Annotated in this window: 16 protein-coding genes and 1 pseudogene; 14 read left to right on the top strand and 3 right to left on the bottom strand. The window is 44.5% G+C overall.

The window, feature by feature from the left end; all coding sequences use genetic code 11:
* Positions 1-10 precede the first annotated feature (10 nt).
* The 5 genes from WKT17_RS07225 (at position 11) to rlmD (ending at position 6,851) form a co-directional block, all read left to right on the top strand.
* Positions 11-1,288 carry a Na+/H+ antiporter NhaC family protein gene (locus WKT17_RS07225; RefSeq protein ID WP_173748594.1) on the top strand — a complete coding sequence of 426 codons (1,278 nt, stop codon included), beginning with the start codon at positions 11-13 and terminating at the stop codon, positions 1,286-1,288.
* Between the two features lie 90 nt (positions 1,289-1,378).
* Complete coding sequence (locus tag WKT17_RS07220) at positions 1,379-2,656, top strand: adenylosuccinate synthase (RefSeq protein WP_173748592.1); 1,278 nt, start codon at positions 1,379-1,381, stop codon at positions 2,654-2,656.
* Positions 2,657-2,798: 142 nt separating this feature from the next.
* Positions 2,799-5,012, top strand: a complete 2,214-nt coding sequence (pcrA, locus tag WKT17_RS07215; RefSeq protein ID WP_173748590.1) for a DNA helicase PcrA — start codon at positions 2,799-2,801, stop codon at positions 5,010-5,012.
* Positions 5,013-5,154: 142 nt separating this feature from the next.
* Entirely contained in the window at positions 5,155-5,382 is a 228-nt protein-coding gene (locus WKT17_RS07210; RefSeq protein ID WP_173748588.1) for a hypothetical protein, read from the top strand.
* Between the two features lie 80 nt (positions 5,383-5,462).
* Positions 5,463-6,851 (top strand): 23S rRNA (uracil(1939)-C(5))-methyltransferase RlmD, encoded by a 1,389-nt coding sequence (gene rlmD, locus WKT17_RS07205; protein ID WP_294459203.1) that lies wholly within the window; start codon positions 5,463-5,465, stop codon positions 6,849-6,851.
* A 119-nt stretch (positions 6,852-6,970) separates the two neighbouring features.
* Here the strand turns inward: rlmD and WKT17_RS07200 are convergent, their stop codons facing one another.
* Complete coding sequence (locus WKT17_RS07200; RefSeq protein WP_173747101.1) at positions 6,971-7,873, bottom strand: AraC family transcriptional regulator; 903 nt, start codon at positions 7,871-7,873, stop codon at positions 6,971-6,973.
* Between the two features lie 154 nt (positions 7,874-8,027).
* On the opposite strand from WKT17_RS07200, the gene WKT17_RS07195 reads away from it, so the two are divergent.
* The 3 genes from WKT17_RS07195 (at position 8,028) to glgD (ending at position 12,206) form a co-directional block, all read left to right on the top strand.
* Positions 8,028-9,692: a glycoside hydrolase family 13 protein gene (locus WKT17_RS07195; RefSeq protein ID WP_173747102.1), complete on the top strand. Its 1,665-nt coding sequence runs from the start codon at positions 8,028-8,030 to the stop codon at positions 9,690-9,692.
* A 166-nt stretch (positions 9,693-9,858) separates the two neighbouring features.
* Positions 9,859-11,067, top strand: coding sequence for a glucose-1-phosphate adenylyltransferase (locus WKT17_RS07190; protein ID WP_340272138.1), 1,209 nt, complete (start codon positions 9,859-9,861; stop codon positions 11,065-11,067).
* Entirely contained in the window at positions 11,061-12,206 is a 1,146-nt protein-coding gene (gene glgD / locus WKT17_RS07185) for a glucose-1-phosphate adenylyltransferase subunit GlgD (RefSeq protein WP_173747104.1), read from the top strand. The genes WKT17_RS07190 and glgD overlap by 7 nt, the downstream gene beginning before the upstream one ends.
* A 52-nt stretch (positions 12,207-12,258) precedes the next feature.
* Here the strand turns inward: glgD and WKT17_RS07180 are convergent, their stop codons facing one another.
* Both WKT17_RS07180 and WKT17_RS07175 read right to left on the bottom strand, forming a co-directional pair.
* A complete protein-coding gene (locus WKT17_RS07180) occupies positions 12,259-12,615 on the bottom strand; it encodes a P-II family nitrogen regulator (RefSeq protein ID WP_173747105.1) in 357 nt (118 codons plus the stop codon).
* A 14-nt stretch (positions 12,616-12,629) separates the two neighbouring features.
* Positions 12,630-13,871: an ammonium transporter gene (locus WKT17_RS07175; protein WP_330027196.1), complete on the bottom strand. Its 1,242-nt coding sequence runs from the start codon at positions 13,869-13,871 to the stop codon at positions 12,630-12,632.
* A 286-nt stretch (positions 13,872-14,157) separates the two neighbouring features.
* Between WKT17_RS07175 and WKT17_RS07170 the strand changes: the two genes are divergently transcribed.
* The 6 genes and pseudogenes from WKT17_RS07170 (at position 14,158) to WKT17_RS07140 (ending at position 22,141) form a co-directional block, all read left to right on the top strand.
* A complete protein-coding gene (locus WKT17_RS07170; RefSeq protein ID WP_294541892.1) occupies positions 14,158-15,027 on the top strand; it encodes a MurR/RpiR family transcriptional regulator in 870 nt (289 codons plus the stop codon).
* A gap of 179 nt (positions 15,028-15,206) precedes the next feature.
* Positions 15,207-15,986 (top strand): ABC transporter ATP-binding protein, encoded by a 780-nt coding sequence (locus WKT17_RS07165; RefSeq protein WP_173747108.1) that lies wholly within the window; start codon positions 15,207-15,209, stop codon positions 15,984-15,986.
* An 18-nt stretch (positions 15,987-16,004) separates the two neighbouring features.
* A pseudogene (locus WKT17_RS16315) lies at positions 16,005-18,626 on the top strand (ABC transporter permease subunit).
* Between the two features lie 38 nt (positions 18,627-18,664).
* Positions 18,665-19,756, top strand: coding sequence for a 2-aminoethylphosphonate--pyruvate transaminase (locus WKT17_RS07150; protein ID WP_173747110.1), 1,092 nt, complete (start codon positions 18,665-18,667; stop codon positions 19,754-19,756).
* A 1-nt stretch (position 19,757) separates the two neighbouring features.
* Complete coding sequence (gene phnX, locus WKT17_RS07145) at positions 19,758-20,537, top strand: phosphonoacetaldehyde hydrolase (protein ID WP_173747111.1); 780 nt, start codon at positions 19,758-19,760, stop codon at positions 20,535-20,537.
* Positions 20,538-20,647: 110 nt separating this feature from the next.
* Positions 20,648-22,141: an IMP dehydrogenase gene (locus WKT17_RS07140; protein ID WP_173747112.1), complete on the top strand. Its 1,494-nt coding sequence runs from the start codon at positions 20,648-20,650 to the stop codon at positions 22,139-22,141.
* The last annotated feature ends 62 nt before the right edge of the window (positions 22,142-22,203 follow it).

The following is a 22,203-nucleotide window of genomic DNA, read 5'->3' as shown; positions in this document are numbered from 1 at the left end:
ATATCATTTTATGAATCAAAAGAAGAACGGAAATGCCCTGGCGCTTTTGCCTATCGGGGTATTTCTGGTGATTTTTATCGGAGCAGGGGTTTTGTCCCGGGATTTTTATACCATGCCGGCCATTGTAGGTTTTCTCATAGCCTTAATGGTAGCGTTTATGCAGAATCGCCGTGTGCGTTTTGCGGACAAAATGACCATTATCTCCAAAGGCATCGGAGAGGAGAATATTGTAACCATGTGCTTGATTTTCCTGGCCGCAGGCGCTTTTTCCGGCACCATTAAGGCTGCAGGAGGAGTGGAGAGCACGGTAAATCTGGGACTGTCCATTATGCCGGCATCCATTGCTGTCATGGGTCTGTTTATTATCGGCTGTTTTATTTCGATTTCCATGGGAACTTCTGTGGGAACCATTACAGCCATGGCTCCCATTGGAGTGGGAATTGCAGAAAAGACGGGAATTTCTCTGCCTGTCTGCATGGGCGCTATTGTGTGCGGCGCCATGTTCGGAGACAATCTTTCCATGATTTCCGATACCACCATTGCGGCTGTGAGAACCCAGGGATGTGAAATGAAGGATAAATTTAAGGAAAATTTTCTGATTGTCCTTCCGGCTGCTGTCATTACTGCAGTGATTTTCTTTTTCCTGGCAGGAGGAAATGCGGGAAATATGGACAAAGATTTGGAATACCAGTTTATTAAAGTGGTTCCGTATCTGGTCGTTCTGATAGGTGCTTTGATTGGAATTAATGTTTTTGTGGTACTGATTGTAGGAACTGTGCTGGCAGCCATTGTAGGAGTAGGAACCGGTGCTTTTGCTCTGGGAGAAATGTTCCAGAAGATGGGCGAAGGCGTTACCAGTATGTATGACATTACCGTAATTTCCATCATTGTAGCAGCCATTGTGGCCCTGGTGAAGGAATATGGCGGTATCGAGTTTATTCTGAATCTGATTAAGAAAAATATCAAAGGGGCAAGAGGCGGAGAATTTGGAATTTCCCTGTTGGTTTTTCTGGTAGACTGCTGTACTGCAAATAATACGGTGGCGATTGTTATGGCAGGACCGATTGCCAAGGAAATCAGTGAGGAATTTGATGTATCACCGAGAAGAAGCGCCTCTCTTTTGGATATTTTTGCCTCTGTGGGACAGGGAATGATTCCTTACGGAGCGCAGCTTCTTACAGCAGCCAGTCTGGCAGGTCTGTCACCGGTGCAGATTATGCCATATCTGTTTTATCCGATTCTTATGGGAATCAGTGCGGTTCTGTTTATTCTTTTCAGAAGAAGATGATTTTTTCAAATTTTACTTTATTTCTGAAAAAAAATGGTGTATGATACTGTAGTAATTGAAATGAGTTCAATCTTACAGGAGGAATAAAAGATGGTAAAAGCAGTAGTAGGGGCAAACTGGGGAGACGAAGGCAAAGGCAAAATTACAGATATGCTGGCGCAGGACGCAGATATTGTTGTGCGGTTTCAGGGTGGTGCCAACGCAGGGCATACCATTGTAAATAACTACGGTAAATTTGCACTTCACACACTTCCTTCCGGTGTTTTTAATGACCATACTACAAGTATTATCGGAAACGGTGTGGCTCTTAATATTCCGGTACTGTTTAAAGAGATACAGTCTATTGTGGAAAAAGGTGTTCCCACTCCGGACATTAAGGTTTCTGACCGTGCACAGATGGTAATGTCTTATCATATTAAATTTGATGAATACGAAGAAGAACGTCTGGCAGGCAAATCCTTTGGTTCTACAAAATCAGGAATTGCCCCGTTCTATTCAGATAAATTTGCAAAAATCGGATTCCAGGTCAGCGAGCTGTTTGAAGACGAAGCGGCACTGAGAGAAAAAGTGCAAAATATCTGTGATAAGAAAAATGTTTTATTAGAGCATTTGTATCACAAACCGCTGTTGACTGCAGATGACATTATGGAAGAATTAATGCAGTATAAAGAGATGATTGCACCTTATGTATGTGACGTTTCGCTGCTCTTGTGGAATGCCTTAAAAGAAGGAAAGGAAATCCTTCTGGAAGGTCAGTTAGGTTCCTTAAAAGATCCTGACCATGGTATTTATCCAATGGTTACCTCTTCTTCTACACTGGCTGCTTACGGTGCAGTAGGAGCAGGAGTTCCGCCATATGAAATTAAAAAAATTATTACGGTTTGCAAAGCATACTCCAGCGCAGTAGGTGCAGGTGCATTTGTATCCGAAATTTTCGGTGAAGATGCAGATGAGTTGAGACGCAGAGGCGGCGACGGCGGAGAGTACGGTGCGACTACAGGACGTCCGAGACGTATGGGATGGTTTGACTGTGTGGCTTCCAAATATGGCTGCCGTATCCAGGGAACTACGGATGTAGCCTTTACCGTGCTGGACGTATTGGGATATTTAGATGAAATTCCGGTATGTGTAGGTTATGAAATTGACGGTGAAGTGACAACAGAATTTCCAACAACACATCTTCTGGAAAAGGCAAAACCGGTACTGGAAGTGCTGCCCGGATGGAAATGTGATATCCGCGGCATTAAGAAGTATGAAGATTTGCCGGAGAATTGCCGCAAATATGTGGAATTTGTGGAAGAAAAACTGGGATTCCCGATTACTATGGTTTCCAATGGACCGGGAAGAGAAGATATTATTTACAGATAAGAATAGAGAAAACGGGCTTCTGTATCAGAGGGAAAAAGATACGGGAGCTCTTTTCTTTTGCGGCAAAAGGTTGCCTGTTTCAGCTGAATATGATATATTGTAGGAACAAATGTTTTGATTTACATATGGAGGAGAACAAACCATGAGTATTTACGATACATTAAATCACGAACAGCAGACTGCTGTTTTTCATACAGAAGGACCGGTTCTGATTCTGGCTGGCGCCGGTTCGGGAAAGACCAGGGTGCTGACCCACAGAATCGCATATTTAATAGAAGAAAAGGGTGTGAATCCCTGGAATATTATGGCCATTACCTTTACCAACAAGGCAGCAGGAGAAATGCGGGAACGTGTGGATAAGATTGTGGGATTTGGCTCTGAAAGCATCTGGGTTTCCACGTTTCACTCCAGTTGTGTGAGAATGCTGCGCCGGTTTATTGACCGTCTGGGATACGACACCAATTTTACGATTTATGATACCGATGACCAGAAAACGCTGATGAAAGATATTTGCAAGCGCCTGGATATTGATACCAAGGTGTACAAGGAAAGAGCAATTCTGGCTGCGATTTCTTCGGCCAAGGACGAGCTCATCAGCCCGGAGGAGTACGAAATCAACGTGATGTCCGATTTTTCCAAGCGGAAGATTGCCCTGGCTTACAAGGAATACCAGAAAGAACTGAAAAAGAACAATGCTCTGGATTTTGATGATTTGATTGTGAAAACAGTGGAGCTTTTCCGCGCCTGCCCGGATGTACTGGAATATTTCCAGGACCGGTTTCAGTATATTATGGTGGATGAGTATCAGGATACCAATACCGCCCAGTTTAAGTTTGTCAGCCTTCTGGCAGATAAATACCGTAATCTCTGCGTGGTGGGAGATGACGACCAGTCTATTTACAAGTTCCGCGGCGCCAACATCGGAAATATTTTGGGATTTGAGAAAGTTTTCCCGGATGCAAAGGTGGTTCGCCTGGAACAGAATTATCGTTCTACCCAGAACATTTTGAATGCAGCGAATCAGGTGATTCAGAATAATATGGAAAGAAAGAGAAAATCTCTCTGGACGGAAAATGCAGAAGGAGAAAAACTGCATTTCCGCCAGTTTATGAACGCTCATGAAGAGGCAGAATACATTGTGGGGGATATCAGCAAAAAAGTGCGTGAGCATGACGGGGAGTACCGGGATTTTGCCATTCTCTACAGAACCAATGCCCAGTCCCGTCTGTTTGAAGAAAAATTCCTTATGGCCAATATTCCTTATAAATTGGTAGGAGGCGTGAACTTCTATGCCAGAAAGGAAATCAAGGACTTGCTGGCCTATTTAAAGACGGTGGATAATGCAAGAGATGATTTGGCGGTACGGAGAATTATTAATGTGCCAAAAAGGGGAATTGGCGCGACCACCCTTGGCCGTGTGCAGGATTATGCCGCAGAGAGGGGCATGAGTTTCTATGATGCTCTGCGGGAAGCAGACCAGATTCCGTCTCTTGGAAGAGCTGCGTCTAAAGTAGAGCCATTTGTCACGTTTATTCAGACACTGAGAAGCAAGCTGGAGTACCTCTCTCCCTCAGAACTTTTGAAAGATATTATTGAAAATACCGGTTATGTGGAAGAACTGCGGGCAGAGGGAACGGAAGAAGCAGAGGCCAGAATTGAAAACATTGACGAGTTGATTACCAAAGTCGTTACATATGAAGAGGAAAACGAAGAGCCTACGCTTTCCGGTTTTCTGGAAGAAGTTGCTCTGGTAGCGGATATTGATTCCGTGGACGGCGATGACAATCAGGTGCTTCTGATGACCCTTCACAGCGCCAAAGGTCTGGAATTTCCTTATGTGTATCTGGCTGGTATGGAGGATGGAATTTTTCCAAGCTATATGACCATTACCGCAGATGATCCTACGGAAATCGAGGAAGAACGACGCCTGTGTTATGTGGGAATTACCAGAGCCATGAAGGATTTGACACTGACCTGCGCCCAACAGCGTATGATTCGTGGAGAAACCCAGTATAATAAGGTATCTCGCTTTATTAAGGAAATCCCCAGAGACCTGGTGGAACTTGGCAGAAATTTTGAGGAGAAAAAATTGAAAGAAATTCCTCTTCCCACCAGTTACCGGCAGATGAAGGAGGCCTTTAAACAGCCGGCTTTTGTGCCGAAACAGTTTGAAGTAAAGAAGGCTTCCGGTCTGGATTACGGCGTAGGTGACACGGTGAAGCACATGAAGTTCGGCGTGGGTGTGGTAACGGCCATTACAGAAGGCGGCCGGGATTACGAAGTTACGGTGAACTTTGACAAAGCGGGAATCAAAAAGATGTTTGCTTCTTTTGCAAAATTAAAAAAAGTGCAGTGATTGTGAAAATATCTTGAAAATTTCAAGAAGGGATAGTAAAATTCAAAGTACGGTGGTATAATATCTACAGAAATAAAGTTCAGAATAATATAATTTCAGAAATGCGTTACAGACAATTTCAGCAGAGAGGAAGGTGCAGACTATGAATCGTATTGAGGATTTAATTACCGCATTGCAGAAAAAAGAGGAAGAAAAAAATAAAAATACCGTATTGTGGGTACTGGCGATTATCGGTGCAGTTGCAGCCGTTGCCGGAATCGCATATGCTGTTTACCGTTTCTTTACTCCGGATTATCTGGAAGATTTTGAAGAGGATTTCGACGATGACTTCGACGACTACTTTGAAGACGAGGACGACGAGGAAAAGTAAAGACTTAAAGGGAATAGGAACTTCGGGGAACCGGAGTTTCTTTTTCTGTAAAGCAGAATAAGAGTGAAAAGGAGAGCAGTGTGAAGAAAGGCGAAATATACGAGGGAATTATCGAGAAAGTGGATTTTCCAAATAAAGGAAGGGTGCAGATAGGGGACAGAACCGTAATTGTCAAAAATGGTATGCCGGGACAGAAGATACGATTTCAGATTAATAAAAAGAAAGGCACCCGCCTGGAGGGAAGGCTCCTGGAAGTACTGGAAAAATCACCTCTGGAAACCAGAGAACCGGTATGCAGTATTTTTCCGGCCTGCGGCGGCTGTATGTATCAGACCATGTCTTATGAGCATCAGCTGCAGATGAAGGCTGAGCAGATAAAAAAACTCATAGATACGGCGGTGATACAGAGCGGACAGGTTGACGAGCACGGAAATGCGGACTATACATTTGAGGGAATCAAGGGAAGTCCCCAGGAATTTGCTTACCGCAATAAAATGGAGTTTTCTTTCGGCGATGAATATAAGGACGGACCGCTTTCTCTGGGACTTCATAAAAAAGGAAGTACTTATGATGTATTAAATGCCTGTGACTGTAAGCTGGTGCATGAGGATATGACAAAAATTCTCACCTGTGTGCTGGAATACTGCAGGGAACAGGGATATGCATATTATCACAAAATGCAGCATACGGGATTCCTGCGGCATTTGCTTTTGAGAAGAGGGAATACCACAGGAGAGATTCTGGTGAATCTGGTGACAACCAGTCAGGAGCAGACAGACTTTGGAGAGCTGAAAGAAAGGCTTTTGAATCTGAAATTGGAAGGCGAAATCGTGGGATTTCTGCATATTGTCAATGATGCTCTCTCCGATGTGGTGAAAAGTGATGAAACCAGGATTCTTTACGGAAAAGATTATTTTTATGAGGAAATTCTGGGACTGAAGTTTAAGATTACGCCGTTTTCTTTTTTCCAGCCCAATTCTTATGGGGCAGAGGTGCTCTATGAGACGGCCAGGGAATACATTGGAAATACAAAGGATATGACGGTGTTTGACCTTTACAGCGGCACGGGAACCATTTCCCAGATTCTGGCTTCTGTGGCAAAGGAAGTCATCGGAGTGGAAATTGTGGAAGAGGCCGTTGTAGCAGCAAAAGAAAATGCAAAGCGAAACGGGATTGAAAACTGCCGGTTTCTTGCAGGGGATGTGCTGAAGGTGCTGGATGAGATAGAAGAGAGACCGGATTTTATTGTACTGGATCCGCCAAGGGACGGGATTCATCCAAAGGCGCTGCCTAAAATTATTGATTATGGGGTGGATAAACTGGTTTATATTTCCTGTAAGCCCACCAGTCTGGCAAGGGACTTGGAGATGTTTCTGGGACGGGGCTACCGGGTGGAGAAGGTGTGCTGTGTGGATCAGTTTTGTCAGACCGTACACTGTGAGACTATCTGTAAATTAGTGAGGAAATAGGTGGTTTTACAGGCTGTCCCAGCCTGCGGAGAGGAATCTGGGTAATCACAGGCTCAATCACTTCTTTTAGCACTGCTTTTTTCTGTGACCAGATCACAAAAGTATTGGAAAAGTGTTCCCTATAAGATAGGCATAGCCTTCGGCGTTTTCATGCTGCGGAAAGCAGAGGGAGTACAGCCCCGGTAATGTTTAAACTGCCGGATAAAGTAGCTGATATTTTCAAACCCAGTGTTTAAGGCAATTTCTGTAACCGGCAGGCTGCTCTTTAAAAGCAGGGCAGCCGCCTGGTTGATGCGGTACTCATTCAAATAGGAAAAGGGCGTTTTGCCCACCTTTTCTTTAAAAAATTTGCAGAAATAATTTTTATTCATATGTAAGAGAAGAGAAAGCTGCTCCAGAGTGATTTTTTCCATGTAATGACCCTCTATATAGGAAAAAACAGGTTTCAGGGAGTAGCGGACAAAATCTTCCTGCTCGTAGGCAGCAGGGGATTTTGCCAGAAAAGCCTCATAAGAAAACAGCGTTTCCAATATTTGAAGCAGGGCAATTTTTACAGATAAAGGCCCGGAGAGAGAGTCCGTGTCCCAGGAAGCAAGAGCGGCTTTCTCCATATATTGTCCGAGAGCAGATGTGCAGGAGGCAGGAAGTTTGTCGCCCAGAGGAAACTGCAGCTTGCCGGAAAGAACGGGGGATAAAAATTCATTCTGACAAATGTCGTATCTGGCAAAGCTTAAAAATTCCAGAGGGAACAAAAGTGCATAGTGGTGGGAAATCGGACTGTCCCCAAAAATGCCGTGTACGGTGCCGGGATTGATAAAGTATACATGGCCGGCTTTCAACGGATGGGTATCGGTTTCTGTGTGGAGAAGCAGACTTCCTTCTGTCACATAGAGAAATTCTACTTCATCATGCCAGTGATAGGGAGCAAAATACTGTCCGCAGGTGTCTTTTTGGGAAAAAGCCTGGAAGGGAAAATAGGGGGTGCCGTGGCGTTCCTCTTCCCGAAAGTTAATTTTATTCATAATCAGTTCTGATTCTCCTTGAAAAACCCATATAATTTACAATAAAAAGTGAATATAGTACAAATATAGAATAACATATTGCAAGAAGAAGGAAAAGCCTTTTCGTATACTATAGGTAACAAATAAGAAAACGCAGAGGAAAGAGGAAATAAACGTGGAAAAAGCATGGTGGAAAAAAAGTGTTATTTATCAGATTTACCCCAGAAGTTTTGCAGACAGCAACGGGGACGGAATTGGAGATATTAACGGAATTACCGCACATCTGGATTATTTAAAAGATCTGGGAGTCGATGTCATCTGGCTCTCTCCGGTATACCAGTCCCCCAATGATGACAATGGATACGATATTTCGGATTATCAGGCAATTATGCAGGAATTCGGAACCATGGAAGACTTTGACCGTATGCTGGAGGAAATGCATAAAAGAGGCCTGAAGCTGGTAATGGATTTGGTTGTAAACCACACTTCCGATGAGCATCGCTGGTTTGTGGAAAGCCGCAAGTCAAAGGACAATCCTTACCGGGATTACTATATCTGGAAAGACCCGAAAGACGGTAAAGAACCCAACAACTGGGGAGCTTGCTTCGGCGGTTCTGCCTGGGAATACGATGAGGAAACAGAGATGTATTATCTGCACTGTTTCTCCAAAAAACAGCCGGATTTGAACTGGGAAAATGAGAAGGTGCGCAAGGAAGTTTTTGACATGATGACCTGGTGGTGCGAGAAAGGAGTGGATGGCTTCCGCATGGATGTTATCAGTATGATTTCCAAAGACCCTGCATACCCGGACGGTATTGTACATAATGGTCTGTACGGAGATAACAGCCCCTATGTGTGCAATGGTCCTCGTGTCCATGAATACCTGCAGGAAATGAATCAAAAGGTATTGTCCAAATTTGATTTGATTACAGTCGGTGAGGCGGCAGGCGTAACCGTAGAGGAAGCGAAAAAATATGCCAACCTGGACGGCAGTGAGCTGAATATGGTTTTCCAGTTTGAGCACGTAGACGCTCCAACCGCTGAGCACGGAAAATGGACAGACAAGAGATTTGAATTGAAAAGACTGAGAAGTATTTTAAATAAATGGCAGACCCAGCTGGAAGGAAAAGCATGGAACAGCCTGTATTGGGACAACCATGACCAGCCAAGAGCCGTATCCCGTTTCGGAAACGACGGCCCCATGTACAGAGAGCTTTCCGCCAAGATGCTGGCAACCTGTCTGCACATGCTGAAAGGAACACCTTACATTTACCAGGGTGAGGAAATCGGCATGACCAATGCTTACTTTGACAAGATGGAAGATTACCGGGATATTGAAAGTATCAATACCTATAAAGAATTTACAGAAAACGGTCTGATGAATCCGGAAGAAATGATGAGTGCATTAAAAGCAGTCAGCCGTGATAATGCCAGAACTCCCATGCAGTGGAATACCAGCGCTCATGCAGGTTTTACCACAGGGGAGCCATGGATTAGGGTAAATCCAAACTATCTGCAGATTAATGCAGAAGCAGCTGTGGAGGACAAAAACAGCATTTACTACTATTACCAGAAGCTGATAAAACTGCGTAAAAATTATGAGATTATTATTGACGGTATTTTCGAAGGTCTTTTGGAAGAGGATGAAAATATTTATGCTTATGCCAGAAATCTGGGCAGCCAGCGTCTGGTTGTGGCATGTAACTTCAGCGGAGAGGAAGTTTCCTGTGATTTGTTCGACAGAGCAGAGGAAGGAAAAGAACTGATTTCCAATTACGAGTATCATAAGGACGGTATGTTAAAACCTTATGAAGCCAGAGCGATTCTTTTTGAAAAATAGAACAATTCAACACGAACATGCAGAAAAAACTGCTGCCCCAAGGGAAAACACCATCTGGGCAGCAGTTTTTTTGCTAAAAGTTGACAAAAAAATGCAAAATTTTACATTGATATTGGTAAAAGTGTGGTATAATTGAGACATCGAATACATACTAGGGGGAATTAAAATGGCAAAAGAAATGATTGCAATGCTGCTGGCAGGCGGTCAGGGTTCACGTTTGTATGCACTGACAAAGAAGCTGGCAAAACCGGCAGTTCCTTTTGGCGGAAAATACAGAATTATTGACTTTCCGCTGTCCAACTGTATTAATTCAGGGATTGATACTGTAGGAATTCTGACCCAGTACCAGCCTTTGGTATTGAACGAATATATCGGAAACGGCCAGCCGTGGGATTTGGACCGGCTTCACGGAGGCGTTCATGTACTGCCGCCGTATCAGCAGGCGTCCGGTTCAGACTGGTATAAGGGAACCGCAAATGCGATTTACCAGAATTTATCTTTTATTGAGAGATACGACCCGCAGTACGTCATTATTTTATCCGGAGACCAGATTTGCAAACAGGATTACAGCGACTTCCTCAGATTCCATAAAGAAAAAGGGGCTGAGTTCAGTGTGGCTGTTATGGAAGTGCCGTGGGAAGATGCCTCCCGTTTCGGTTTAATGGTTGCAGATGAAGATGACCGAATTACAGAATTCCAGGAAAAACCCAAAAATCCCAAGTCTAATCTGGCTTCTATGGGGATTTATATCTTTAATTGGGACATTTTGAGAAAATATCTGGAAGAAGACAAGGCAGATCCGGACTCCGAAAATGACTTTGGAAACAACATTATTCCCAATCTGCTTCGCGACAAAAGAAAAATGTATGCCTATCATTTTGACGGTTACTGGAAAGATGTAGGTACCATTTCTTCACTTTGGGAAGCCAATATGGAGGTACTGGACCCGGAGCACAGCGGCATCAACTTATTTGACGATGACTGGAAAATCTACAGCCGCAACAGCGGTATGACCGGACACCGTATCAGTGCAGAGGCTGTAGTGGAAAATTCTATGATTACAGACGGCTGCCGTATCAAAGGTCATGTAAAACACTCCGTTCTGTTTGCAGGCGTGCGCGTGGAAGAGGGCGCTGTGGTAGAAGACGCCGTGGTTATGGGCGGTACGGTAATTCAAGCCGGTGCGGTTGTAAAACATTGTATTGTTGCAGAAAAAGCAGTGATAGGGGAAAAAGCAGTGGTAGGAGGCATGCCTTCAGAAAAAGAGAAGGGCGTTGCTACCGTAGGCCCCGGCATCCACATTGGAAACAATGCCAAAATCGGGCCATGTGCCATGGTCGAGCATGTCGTAAAGGACGGTGAAGAACAATGGTAAATTCAAATGCAGATGCTTTGGGAATCATTTTCCCAAACAGTTATGATACACTGGTTCCCGAACTGGTCGGGAAAAGACTGATGGCCTCCATTCCTTTTGCAGGACGTTATCGGATGGTGGACTTTATTTTGTCAAGTATGGTAAACAGCGGTATCGGCAATATTTCCATTGCGGTCCGTCAGAATTATCTTTCTCTCATGGATCATCTGGGGTCCGGAAGAGAATGGGATTTGACCAGGAAAAACGGCGGTTTGAATATTGTTCCTCCTTTTGCAGAAAACGGTGTGAAGCTTTATACCGGACGTGTGGAGGCTATAGCTAATCTTCTGGATTATCTCAGAAGACAGAAAGAAAAATATGTGGTTATGTCGGATAGCAATATTGCAGTGAACTTTGACTTTAAAGCCCTGATGGACGAGCACGCAGACAATCATGCAGACATCACCATGGTTTACGCAGAGGAAGAAATTCCCCAGGGATTTTTAAAACCCCGTATAGCTACAGACGGTATGTATTACACCTTAAATGTAGACGCAGACGGAAGAGTAAGAAAAATCCATATTAATTCCAAAGAGCCCGGGGTACAAAAACTGGCTATGAATATCTATATTATGGAAAGAGAATTTCTGGTGAAACTTTTTGAAATTGCTTTTGCCAGAGGATACTCTTACTTTGAGCGGGATATTTTGGCCCAGCATCTGGATAAAATGCATGTGCAGGCCTATGAATTTTGCGGCTATAAAGCGCGTATTTGCGATATGCAGAGTTATTTCCGGGAAAATATGAAGCTGCTGGATGAGAAAAATCTGGATGGTCTTTTTGCAGGAGACCCGATTTACACCAAGATTCGTGACGACAATCCAACCCGTTACATCAATGGCTCCAAGGCCAGCAATATAATGGCGGCAGACGGCTGTGTGATTGAAGGGGAAGTAGAAAACAGCATCCTCTTTAGAGGAGTCAGAATTGGAAAAGGCGCTGTGGTGAAAAACTGTGTGCTCATGCAGGATACGGTTGTAGAAGATGGTGTGAAAGCAGAGTATGTGATTTCCGATAAAAATGTGAAACTTACTGCAGGAAAAGAAGTGCGGGGGGCAGAGACCTTCCCGGTTTATATTGCCAAGCATCAGGTAGTCTGAAAATAAAAAGCGGCCCCATGAAAGAAGAAAAAATCTTTCATGGGGCATTTTTTTAATTGTCAGACTGCAGAGCGTCATACCCGGTTTCTTTGGTTCGGATTTTCTGTGCCATGCGGATTTCGTAGCTGAAAATCTTTCCATCGCCCACCTGCCCGGTGAAGGCAGCTTTTTGTATGGCTTGTATGGTTTTTGTTTCCCATTCTTCAGAAGATACCACAATTTCAAATTTGATTTTAGGTACCATCTGAATATCCACTTCCATGCCGCGGACATATTGGGTGTAACCCCACTGAGCCCCGCAGCCCATAACCTGGGAAACAGTCATGCCGTTGACTCCGATTTCCTGCAACGCCTGTTTCACGTCTTCAAACTGTTCTTCCCGTATAATGGCTTCTACTTTTATTAACATACGTTTCCTCCTCCTTATTGGTCAAGACCTGTAAAGGTCGGATATGCACTTTCTCCATGCTGGGAAATATCAAGCCCAAGCTGTTCGTCCCGTACAGAAACGCGAAGTTCCGTAAAGATTCTTATGATTCCCGCACAGACAAGTGTGCCAATAACTGCAATGATAATCGTAATGAAAATACCTGCAAGTTGTGCCAGAAAGAGTCTGGTATCACCGAAAAACAAGCCGTCCCATTGGGCTGTGCTGTTAATGGAACTCTGGCCGAACAAACCAGTGGCAAGGCCGCCCCAGATACCGCCGATACCGTGGCATCCAAAGGCATCCAAAGCATCGTCAATTTTCAGTTTTTTCTTTACCAGAGCTACGCCAAAGTAACAGATGGGGCTGACCAAACCGCCAATGAGAAAGGCAGACCAGATGGGAACAAAGCCGGCGCCTGGAGTAATGGCAACCAACCCGATAACCAGACCTGTAGAAGCGCCTACCAGTGTAGGCTTTCTTTCTCGAATCACTTCTATAAGCATCCAGGTCAGCATGGCGCAGGCAGATGACAGGGCCGAAGTCATAAATGCATGTGCGGAAAGACCATTGGCTCCCAGCGCGCTTCCGGCATTGAACCCAAACCAGCCGAACCAGAGAATAGAAGCGCCCAGAAGGACAAAGGGCACATTGTGTACCCGGTAAGTGGTGTGTTCGTATCCGCGGCGCCTGCCAAGGAGAATGGAGAGTACAAGGGCGCTGACTCCGGAACTGATATGTACCACATTGCCTCCTGCAAAGTCTACAGAGCCAAGCTTTGCCAAAATTCCTCCACTGCCCCAGACCATATGAGCCAGGGGATAGTATACCAGCACAGACCAGAAAGCCATAAAGAAAAACAGTGCTTTAAATTTCATGCGCCCGACCAGAGAACCTGTGATTAAGGCAGGGGTAATCATGGCAAACATCATTTGAAAAGCAGCAAAGACCAAATGGGGAATGGTGTCTGCATATGGTCCGGCGTCCATTCCCACATGGCGGAAAGCCAGCCAGCGGAAATCTCCGATAATACCCAAATGGTTTCCGCCAAAGGAAAGCGAATATCCAAAGAGCACCCACATCACAACAGAAAGTCCCATAATAGAAGTACAAGCCATCATGGTACTGCACACATTTTTCCTTCGGACCAGTCCGCCGTAGAAAAAGGCAAGACCCGGTGTCATAAAGAAGACCAATGCAGCGGATAGAATCATAAAACCTGTGTCACCTGTGTTCATAATACATTCCTCCTCAAATAAAAATGGGGCGCTCTGGATTTCTCCAAAGCGCCCTTGCTTTATGACATTATAGTATACACAGAAAAACACGTCTGTCAACTGCTTTTTTAAAGAGATAAAGCGAGATAAGAAAGGAAATCTGCGTGAAAACAGCAGAAAAGAATGGATTTTACCAAGATTTAACATAGCAAAAGGGTGATTTCGTGTACAATAGAAAAAAGAGAAAAACAGAAAAAAATTTTTTTATAGTCAAAAAAATGTAGAATTTCTACAGGGAGGAAAGAACGTGTACCAAAAAGAATCCATGAGTTTTTTAATAGAAGCAAACTATGCGTCCCTGCGGGCATCAGAGAAGAAGGCTGCAGATTATATATTGGAAAATCCGGAGGCGGCAGCAGGAATGGGCTTGTCCTGCCTGGCTCAAAAGGCAGGGGTTAGTCAGCCCACAGTAGTGCGCTTTGCAAAGGCATTGGGGTTTAAAGGGTATAAGGAATTTCAGCACTGTCTGCTGGCACAAAGCCCGGCAGGCAGAGGGAGTACGATTCCTCATGCCATGTACGGATATGAGGTGGCAAGGGAAGAGGAAAGGAGAAATATCCCGGCCGGAATTACAGCTGCCGTAATCGCCATGTTGGAGGAAAATCTGAAATCTTTGTCTGCAGACGCTTATGAAAAAGCAGTGGATAGTCTGCTTCAGGCAGAAAAAATCGAGGTGTACGGTGTGGAAAACTCTCATACAGTATGCAGTGATTTGTGTACCAAGCTGACATATCTGGGATTGAACTGCAGGTGTTTCACAGATACTTATCTGCAGCGTATCAGTGCAGAAAATTTAAAACCTACAGACGCAGCGGTGGGGATTTCTTACAGCGGCAGTTCCAGAGATACCGTAGATACGTTAAAAGCAGCAAAAAAGCAGGGGGCAGTTACCATTGCCCTGACCAATTTCCGGGACTCTCCTTTAAGCAAATATGCAGACTATGTGCTTTGCTCCAGTCAGAAGCAGTTTTTTTACGGAGACGCCATTTTTTCCAGGACGACACAGCTGGCTGTGGTGGATATGTTGTATATGGGAATTCTGGTCTGTGATTATACAAGATTCGCAGGACTTCTGGATAAAAACAGTAAGAAGATAAGTGATCGGGCCTACAGATAAATAAGACGGAAAAATTTTGTAGAATTTCTACAGAGTTTTTCCGTTTTTTCTGTCCTGATTTTATCTTTTCTTTACAAAACTTTGACTTTTTCTTGATAGTTTTTGTCAGAACAACATGTTTATAATGGCGGTGAGTTTTAAAACAGAGCGCAGACAGTCGCGGAAAGGAAAAAAGTAGTATGTTAGAATTAGTGAACATTAAGAAATCTTACGATGGTGTGACAATTTTAAATGATATGAATCTGAGTATTGAAAAAGGAGAAATTGTTTCTATTTTGGGACCTTCCGGCTGCGGAAAAACCACTCTTTTAAATATGATTCTGGGAATTACGGAACCGGACAGTGGAACAATGCTCTTTCAGGGAGAAGACATTACCAGAGTACCTATGGAAAAAAGAGGATTTAACATTGTCTTTCAGGATTATGCCCTTTTTCCAAATCTGAATGTGTACAGGAACATTACTTATGGGCTGCGGAATAAGCCGGATATTTCCACCAGACAGGAAGTGGAGGAACTTATTGACCTGCTGGGGTTAAGAGAACATCTGACAAAGAAAATCGAGCAGCTTTCCGGCGGTCAGAAGCAGAGAGTGGCACTGGCCAGAACCATGGTTATGAAACCGAAAATTCTGCTTTTAGACGAGCCTTTAAGTGCACTGGACGGTGTGATTAAAGAATCCATTAAAGAACGGATTAAGAAAATTGCAAGAGAGTATCAGCTGACTACCATTATTGTTACGCATGACCCGGAGGAAGCACTGACAATTTCCGATAAAGTGCTGATTTTAAACAAGGGAGGAATTGCCCAGTTCGGAACGCCGGATGAGATTGTACACAATCCAAAAGACGATTTTATCCGACAGTTTATTCTCAATCAGCTGGAAATCAAGAGAAACAACATTTACAGTCTGTTCGGATACCGGGAACTTTCCTCCGATAAGACCAGCGTAGCATGTTAGGTCAGGGGAAAGACAGAGATGAAGAAAACAAAAGACCGAGAGATTAAACTGATATTTGCAGCGGTAATACTGCTTTTCGGGGCCTTCCTGGTGCTTCCCGTTTTCCGGCTTCTGGGAAAATCTTTTCTGGGAGATTCCGGAGTTACCACTGCCTTTTACAGAGAAGTATTTGGCTCAAAGGGATTTCTGACAGCCCTGGGGAACAGTTTTCTGGTGGCCTCTCTGGCAGCTCTTTGTACCACGGCCATTGCTTTTTTGCTGGCCTATACCATTCACTATACCAATGTGCCAAAAAAGCTGAAAAAGTTTCTCCGTGCAGCAGCGGTACTTCCTATGCTGCTGCCCACCATTACTTATGGTTTTGCGATTTTGTATTCCTTTGGAAAAGAAGGGCTTTTGACAAAAATTTTTGGAAAACAGCTTTTCCAGATTTACGGCATGAATGGTCTTCTTCTGGGGTATGTGATTTACACTCTGCCTGTGTCCTTTATGCTGCTGTATAATGCCATGTCCTATATTGACAAGAAATATATGGTAGTTTCCAGAGTTATGGGGGATAATGCCCTGTCTACATTCTGGATAACCATTATCCGGCCTCTGTTGGGAACGCTGGCAGCCTCTTTTGTACAGTCTTTTTTCTTAAGCTTTACGGATTTTGGTATTCCTGCGGCTGTAGGAGGGGAATTTGAGGTGCTGGCCGGCGTACTTTATGACCGGATGTTGGGAAGTGTACCCAATTTTCATAACGGCGCAGTGGTTGCAGTGGTAATGCTCATTCCTTCTGTTGTCAGCATTGCCCTTCTTCATTACCTGGAGAAATATAATGTGCGCTACAACAAGATTTCCAATATTGAAATCCGGAAAAACAGGGGCAGAGATATCGTTTGCGCAGGTCTGGGCAGTTTTATCTGTCTGGGGGTTTTGATGATTTTCCTCGTTATTTTTGTAGTGCCTTTTGTAAAGCAGTGGCCTTATGAATTGGGATTTACTCTGGAGAATGTAAAAAATGTGTTTGGAGATTCTGAACTTTTGAACGTGTATCTGAATTCTCTTTACACCGCTTTTTTTACCGCAGTGTTTGGAACGCTGACTGCATATGGAAGTGCTCTGGTGACAGCCAGAAGCAAGGTGTCCAGGGCGCTGAAAAATGTCATTGAGGGAATTGCGCTGGTGACGAATACCATTCCGGGAATGGTGCTTGGTCTTGCCTTTCTCTTTGCCTTTTCGGGAACCGGACTGCAGAGCACTTTTGCGATTCTGGTACTGTGCAATGTGATTCATTTTTTTTCAACTCCGTATCTTATGATGAAGGAATCCCTGGCAAAGATGAATGCCTCCTGGGAAACTACTGCCATGCTTATGGGAGACAACTGGCTGAAAACCATTGTGCGGATTGTGACGCCCAATGCTCTTTCCACCATTATTGAGGTGTTCAGCTATTATTTTATCAATGCAATGGTAACCATCAGTGCTGTGATTTTCCTGGCAGGGGCCAGAACCATGGTGATTACCACGAAAATCAAGCAGCTGTAGTATTATAACAAATACAATGAAATTTTTGTATTGTCCATATTGCTGCTGGCTACCAATCTGGTGTGCAAGCTTATATTCCAACATCTGGCCAGACGGGAGCGGAAGACGGATAAAGCAGGAGTCCGCATTGCCAGAAGAGCGGCAGCAGCAGGACTGGCCCTGGTGCTGGTATTTTCCGGAGTATCTTTGGTAAGCGGGGGCAGAAACAGCGACCTGGTTGTGATTTATTCCAATGCGGATGATGAGGCCATTACGGCTATGAAAAATACCCTGGACGAAAACGGATATCAGGGAAAATACATTCTGCAGTCTTTTGGTACTTCCGAACTGGGAGGAAAACTGCTGGCAGAAGGAGAAAATATGGAAGCAGATATGATTACCATGAGTACCTTTTACATTGACAGCGCCCAGGAACAGCACCATATGTTTTCTGACCTGGATTTTGGGAAACAGACATTGTCGGACGTTTCTGCCTGGTGTCAGCCCATTACCGCCCAGGAGGGCGCTATTCTTATCAATACCCGGGTGCTGCAGGAGGCAGGTCTTTCCATGCCAAACTCTCTGAAAGATTTAGCAGACCCTGTGTACCGGGATATGATTTCTGTAACCGATTTATCCTCCTCTTCTACGGCCTGGCTTATGGTACAGGCTTTGGTAGATGCCTATGGAGAAGACGGCGCCGAAGAAGTGCTGACAAAAATTTACGAAAATGCAGGACCGCACATAGAAGATTCCGGTTCCGGCCCCCTTAAGAAAGTCCGGGCAGGAGAAGTGGCGGTGGGATTTGGCCTGCGTCATCAGGCTGTGGCAGACAAGGAAGAAGGGCTGCCGGTGGACTATGTAGACCCGCAAGAGGGAAACTTTTCTCTCACGGAATCGGTGGCTGTTTTGGACAGAGAAACACCGAGAAAGAAACTGGCTATGGAAATGGCACAGTGCATAATCGAAAAAGGCAGAACTAAACTGCAGAAAACCTATCCCCTTGCCGTATATGAGGGAGAAGTTCAGGACGCCGCAAATCAATCGGCCTACCCGAAAGTATTTCCGGAGCCATTGACTGTGGACCTGTTGGAACAACATCAGAAATTATCAGAAAGATGTAAATAAAAAAGGATATAGAAAGAGATAAAAGGAGAAAAAGAATCATGAAAAATTATAAATTATTAACACCGGGACCGCTGACCACCACAGAAACTGTGAGAAAAGAAATGATGTTTGACCATTGTACCTGGGATGATGATTATAAAGCCATTACCCTGAAAATCAGAAGACAGCTTCTGGAGCTGGCTCATGTGACAGATGAGGACTACACCGTGGTATTGATGCAGGGAAGCGGAACTTTTGGTGTGGAGTCTGTGCTTACCAGTGTTATGGGTGAGCAGGAGAAACTGCTGATTGTGGCAAATGGCGCCTATGGAGAGCGTATGGAAGATATCGCTGAGCATGCTCAGATTTCCTATGTGATGTACCGCGAGGTATATAATAAGATTCCAAGCGCTGCAAAAATAGCGGAAATTCTGGAAAAAGACCCGGATATTACCCATGTTTCCATGGTACACAGTGAAACGACCTCCGGGATTCTGAACGATATTGAAGCAGTGGGAAAGGTTGTGAAAGAAAAGGGACGTACGTTTATTGTAGATGCCATGAGCAGTTTTGGCGGTGTGGATATTCCGGTTCAAGACTGGGGCATTGATTTTCTGGTGAGCAGCGCCAACAAGTGTATTCAGGGCGTACCGGGATTCTCCTTTATCATTGCCCGCAAGCAGAAGTTAATAGAAAGTGAGGGCAAAGCCAGAAGTCTTTCTCTGGATTTGTATGATCAGTGGAAAACTATGAATAAGGATGGAAAGTGGAGATTTACCTCCCCTACCCATGTGGTGCTGGCTTTCTCAAAAGCCTTAGATGAAATTCTGGAAGAGGGTGGAATCGCAGCCAGAAGCAAACGGTATTCTGACAACAACCGGCTGCTGATTCAGCGCATGAAAGAAATGGGCATGGAAACTTATATTGAAGACGAACATCAGGGACCGATTATTACTACTTTTTTGTATCCGAAGAATCACGCTTTTGCTTTTCAGGAGATGTACGAGTATATCAAAGAGAGAGGTTATGCTATTTATCCGGGAAAGGTCACAGAGGCAGATACTTTCCGCATTGGAAATATCGGGGAAATTTACGAAGAGGATATTGAAAAAGTATGCAGCATTATGAAAGACTTTCTGGAGGGCAGATAAAATGGGAAAAATAGAAGCGGTAATTTTTGACTGGGCAGGAACTACGGTAGACTTTGGATGTTTTGCACCGGTGCAGGCTTTTGTGGAAGTCTTTAAACACTTCGGTATTGAACCGACTATGGAGGAAGTGCGGAAACCCATGGGAATGCTGAAAAGAGATCACATTAAAACCATGCTTTCCATGGAACGAATTCACAGGCTTTGGTTGGAAAAATACGGGCATGAAGTGACAGAAGAAGACATTGACAGCCTTTATGGACTTTTTGAGGAAAAACTTCTGGGGATTCTGGACCAATTTGCAGAACCCAAGCCATATGTGCTGGAAACGGTGAAAAAACTTCGGGAAATGGGAGTGAAAATCGGTTCGACCACCGGATACACGGATAAGATGATGGAAATTGTCACAAGAGAAGCGAAAAATGCGGGATATGAACCGGATGCCTGGTTCAGCCCGGACTCTGTGGGGCATGCGGGACGTCCATATCCCTTTATGATATTTAAAAATATGGAAGTGTTAAAGTGCAGTTCTGCGGCAGGTGTCGTGAAGGTGGGAGATACGGTATCCGATATCAAAGAGGGAAAACATGCCGGCGTGCTTTCTGTAGGTGTTCTGGAAGGCAGTTCAGAGATGGGTCTGACAGAAGAAGAATACGAAAAATTTTCCAAAGAAGAGAAGATTATGCAGTGTGCGAAAGTGGAAAGAATCTATCGGGAGGCCGGGGCAGATTATGTGATTCGCAATCTGGCAGAACTGCCGGAATTGATTACGCGTCTGTCATAAGAGTCGTTGAAAGAATATTTAACAGAAAAGTTCTTTTTCCTGTTTTTCTTTTTGTGCATTTTGTGGTAAAATAAAGAAAATTTACAGTGAGAAGCCAAGGAGGAAGAACTATGGCATTTTATTATGAAGAACCGTCAAGAACCTTTAGCGAGTATCTTCTGGTACCGGGATACTCTTCATCAGCCTGCATTCCGTCAAAGGTAAGCCTGAAAACACCTCTGATAAAGTTTAAAAAAGGGGAAGAACCGGCATTGTCCGTTAACATTCCTATGGTATCTGCCATTATGCAGTCTGTTTCGGATGATAATCTGGCTATTGCATTGGCCCAGGAGGGCGGTATGTCCTTTATCTATGGTTCCCAGCCCATAGAAAAGCAGGCAGAGATGATTCGGAAAGTGAAACGCTACCGGGCCGGTTTTGTGGTGAGTGACTCCAATGTATCTCCGGAAATGACGCTGCAGAACGTGTTGGATATTACAGAGAAAACCGGACATTCTACTGTAGCGGTTACAGAAAACGGTCAGGCAAACGGAAAGCTGCTGGGGATTGTAACGAATAAGGACTACCGTATCAGCAGAATGTCGCCGGATACAAAAGTGTCAGAATTTATGACAAAGCTGGAAAGTCTGGTATATGCAGGAGAGGAGACCACCTTAAAAGCGGCCAATGACATAATCTGGGAGCATAAAATTAACTGTCTGCCTCTGGTAAATAAAAATCAGGAACTGGTGTATCTGGTATTCCGAAAAGATTATGATACCCACAAGAAAAACGAGAATGAATTGATTGACAGTTCCAAGCGGTACATGGTGGGTGCGGGAATTAACACCAGGGATTACCGGGAACGGGTTCCGGCGCTTTTGGAAGCCGGGGCAGATGCGCTGTGTATTGACAGCTCCGAAGGCTTTTCGGAGTGGCAGAAGCTGACCATAGACTATATCCGGGAAAACTACGGAGATACAGTAAAAGTAGGTGCCGGAAATGTCGTAGACGGAGAAGGTTTCCGTTTTCTGGCAGAGGCCGGAGCAGATTTTGTAAAGGTAGGTATCGGCGGCGGCGCTATCTGTATTACCCGTGAGCAGAAGGGAATCGGAAGAGGACAGGCTACCGCCCTCATTGATGTAGCCAAAGCCAGGGATGCATATTATAAGGAGACGGGAATCTATGTGCCGATTTGCTCGGACGGCGGTATTGTCCATGATTACCACATTACCCTTGCACTGGCTATGGGGGCGGATTTCATTATGCTGGGAAGATATTTTGCCAGATTTGATGAAAGTCCTACGAAAAAGGTGAACATTAACGGAAGCTATATGAAAGAGTACTGGGGTGAGGGAAGTGCAAGAGCCAGAAACTGGCAGCGGTATGATATGGGAGGAGATAAGAAGCTGTCCTTTGAGGAAGGGGTGGATTCGCTGGTGCCCTATGCGGGAAGTTTGAAGGACAATGTGGGGCTGACGCTCAGCAAAGTGCGCTCTACCATGTGCAACTGCGGGGCGCTGACCATACCGGAATTGCAGGAAAAGGCAAAAATCACACTGGTTTCCGCTACCAGTATTGTAGAAGGCGGGGCGCATGATGTACTTTTGCGGGATAAGAGATAGGGACTGAAGATGAGAAAACCACCTTGCTGGGTGAATGCAGGGTGGTTTTGTTGAACTGTCTA

Source organism: Blautia sp. HCN-20427, from assembly GCF_037890365.1.
Lineage (GTDB): Bacteria > Bacillota > Clostridia > Lachnospirales > Lachnospiraceae > Blautia.
This window is presented reverse-complemented; position numbering and strand designations above follow the sequence as displayed.

Coding starts and splice junctions, on each gene's coding strand:
- WKT17_RS07225 (WP_173748594.1), top strand. CDS start 11: ATGAATCAAAAGAAGAACGGAAATGCCCTGGCGCTTTTGCCTATCGGG.
- WKT17_RS07220 (WP_173748592.1), top strand. CDS start 1,379: ATGGTAAAAGCAGTAGTAGGGGCAAACTGGGGAGACGAAGGCAAAGGC.
- pcrA (WP_173748590.1), top strand. CDS start 2,799: ATGAGTATTTACGATACATTAAATCACGAACAGCAGACTGCTGTTTTT.
- WKT17_RS07210 (WP_173748588.1), top strand. CDS start 5,155: ATGAATCGTATTGAGGATTTAATTACCGCATTGCAGAAAAAAGAGGAA.
- WKT17_RS07200 (WP_173747101.1), bottom strand. CDS start 7,873: ATGAATAAAATTAACTTTCGGGAAGAGGAACGCCACGGCACCCCCTAT.
- WKT17_RS07190 (WP_340272138.1), top strand. CDS start 9,859: ATGGCAAAAGAAATGATTGCAATGCTGCTGGCAGGCGGTCAGGGTTCA.
- glgD (WP_173747104.1), top strand. CDS start 11,061: ATGGTAAATTCAAATGCAGATGCTTTGGGAATCATTTTCCCAAACAGT.
- WKT17_RS07180 (WP_173747105.1), bottom strand. CDS start 12,615: ATGTTAATAAAAGTAGAAGCCATTATACGGGAAGAACAGTTTGAAGAC.
- WKT17_RS07175 (WP_330027196.1), bottom strand. CDS start 13,871: ATGAACACAGGTGACACAGGTTTTATGATTCTATCCGCTGCATTGGTC.
- WKT17_RS07165 (WP_173747108.1), top strand. CDS start 15,207: ATGTTAGAATTAGTGAACATTAAGAAATCTTACGATGGTGTGACAATT.
- WKT17_RS07150 (WP_173747110.1), top strand. CDS start 18,665: ATGAAAAATTATAAATTATTAACACCGGGACCGCTGACCACCACAGAA.
- phnX (WP_173747111.1), top strand. CDS start 19,758: ATGGGAAAAATAGAAGCGGTAATTTTTGACTGGGCAGGAACTACGGTA.
- WKT17_RS07140 (WP_173747112.1), top strand. CDS start 20,648: ATGGCATTTTATTATGAAGAACCGTCAAGAACCTTTAGCGAGTATCTT.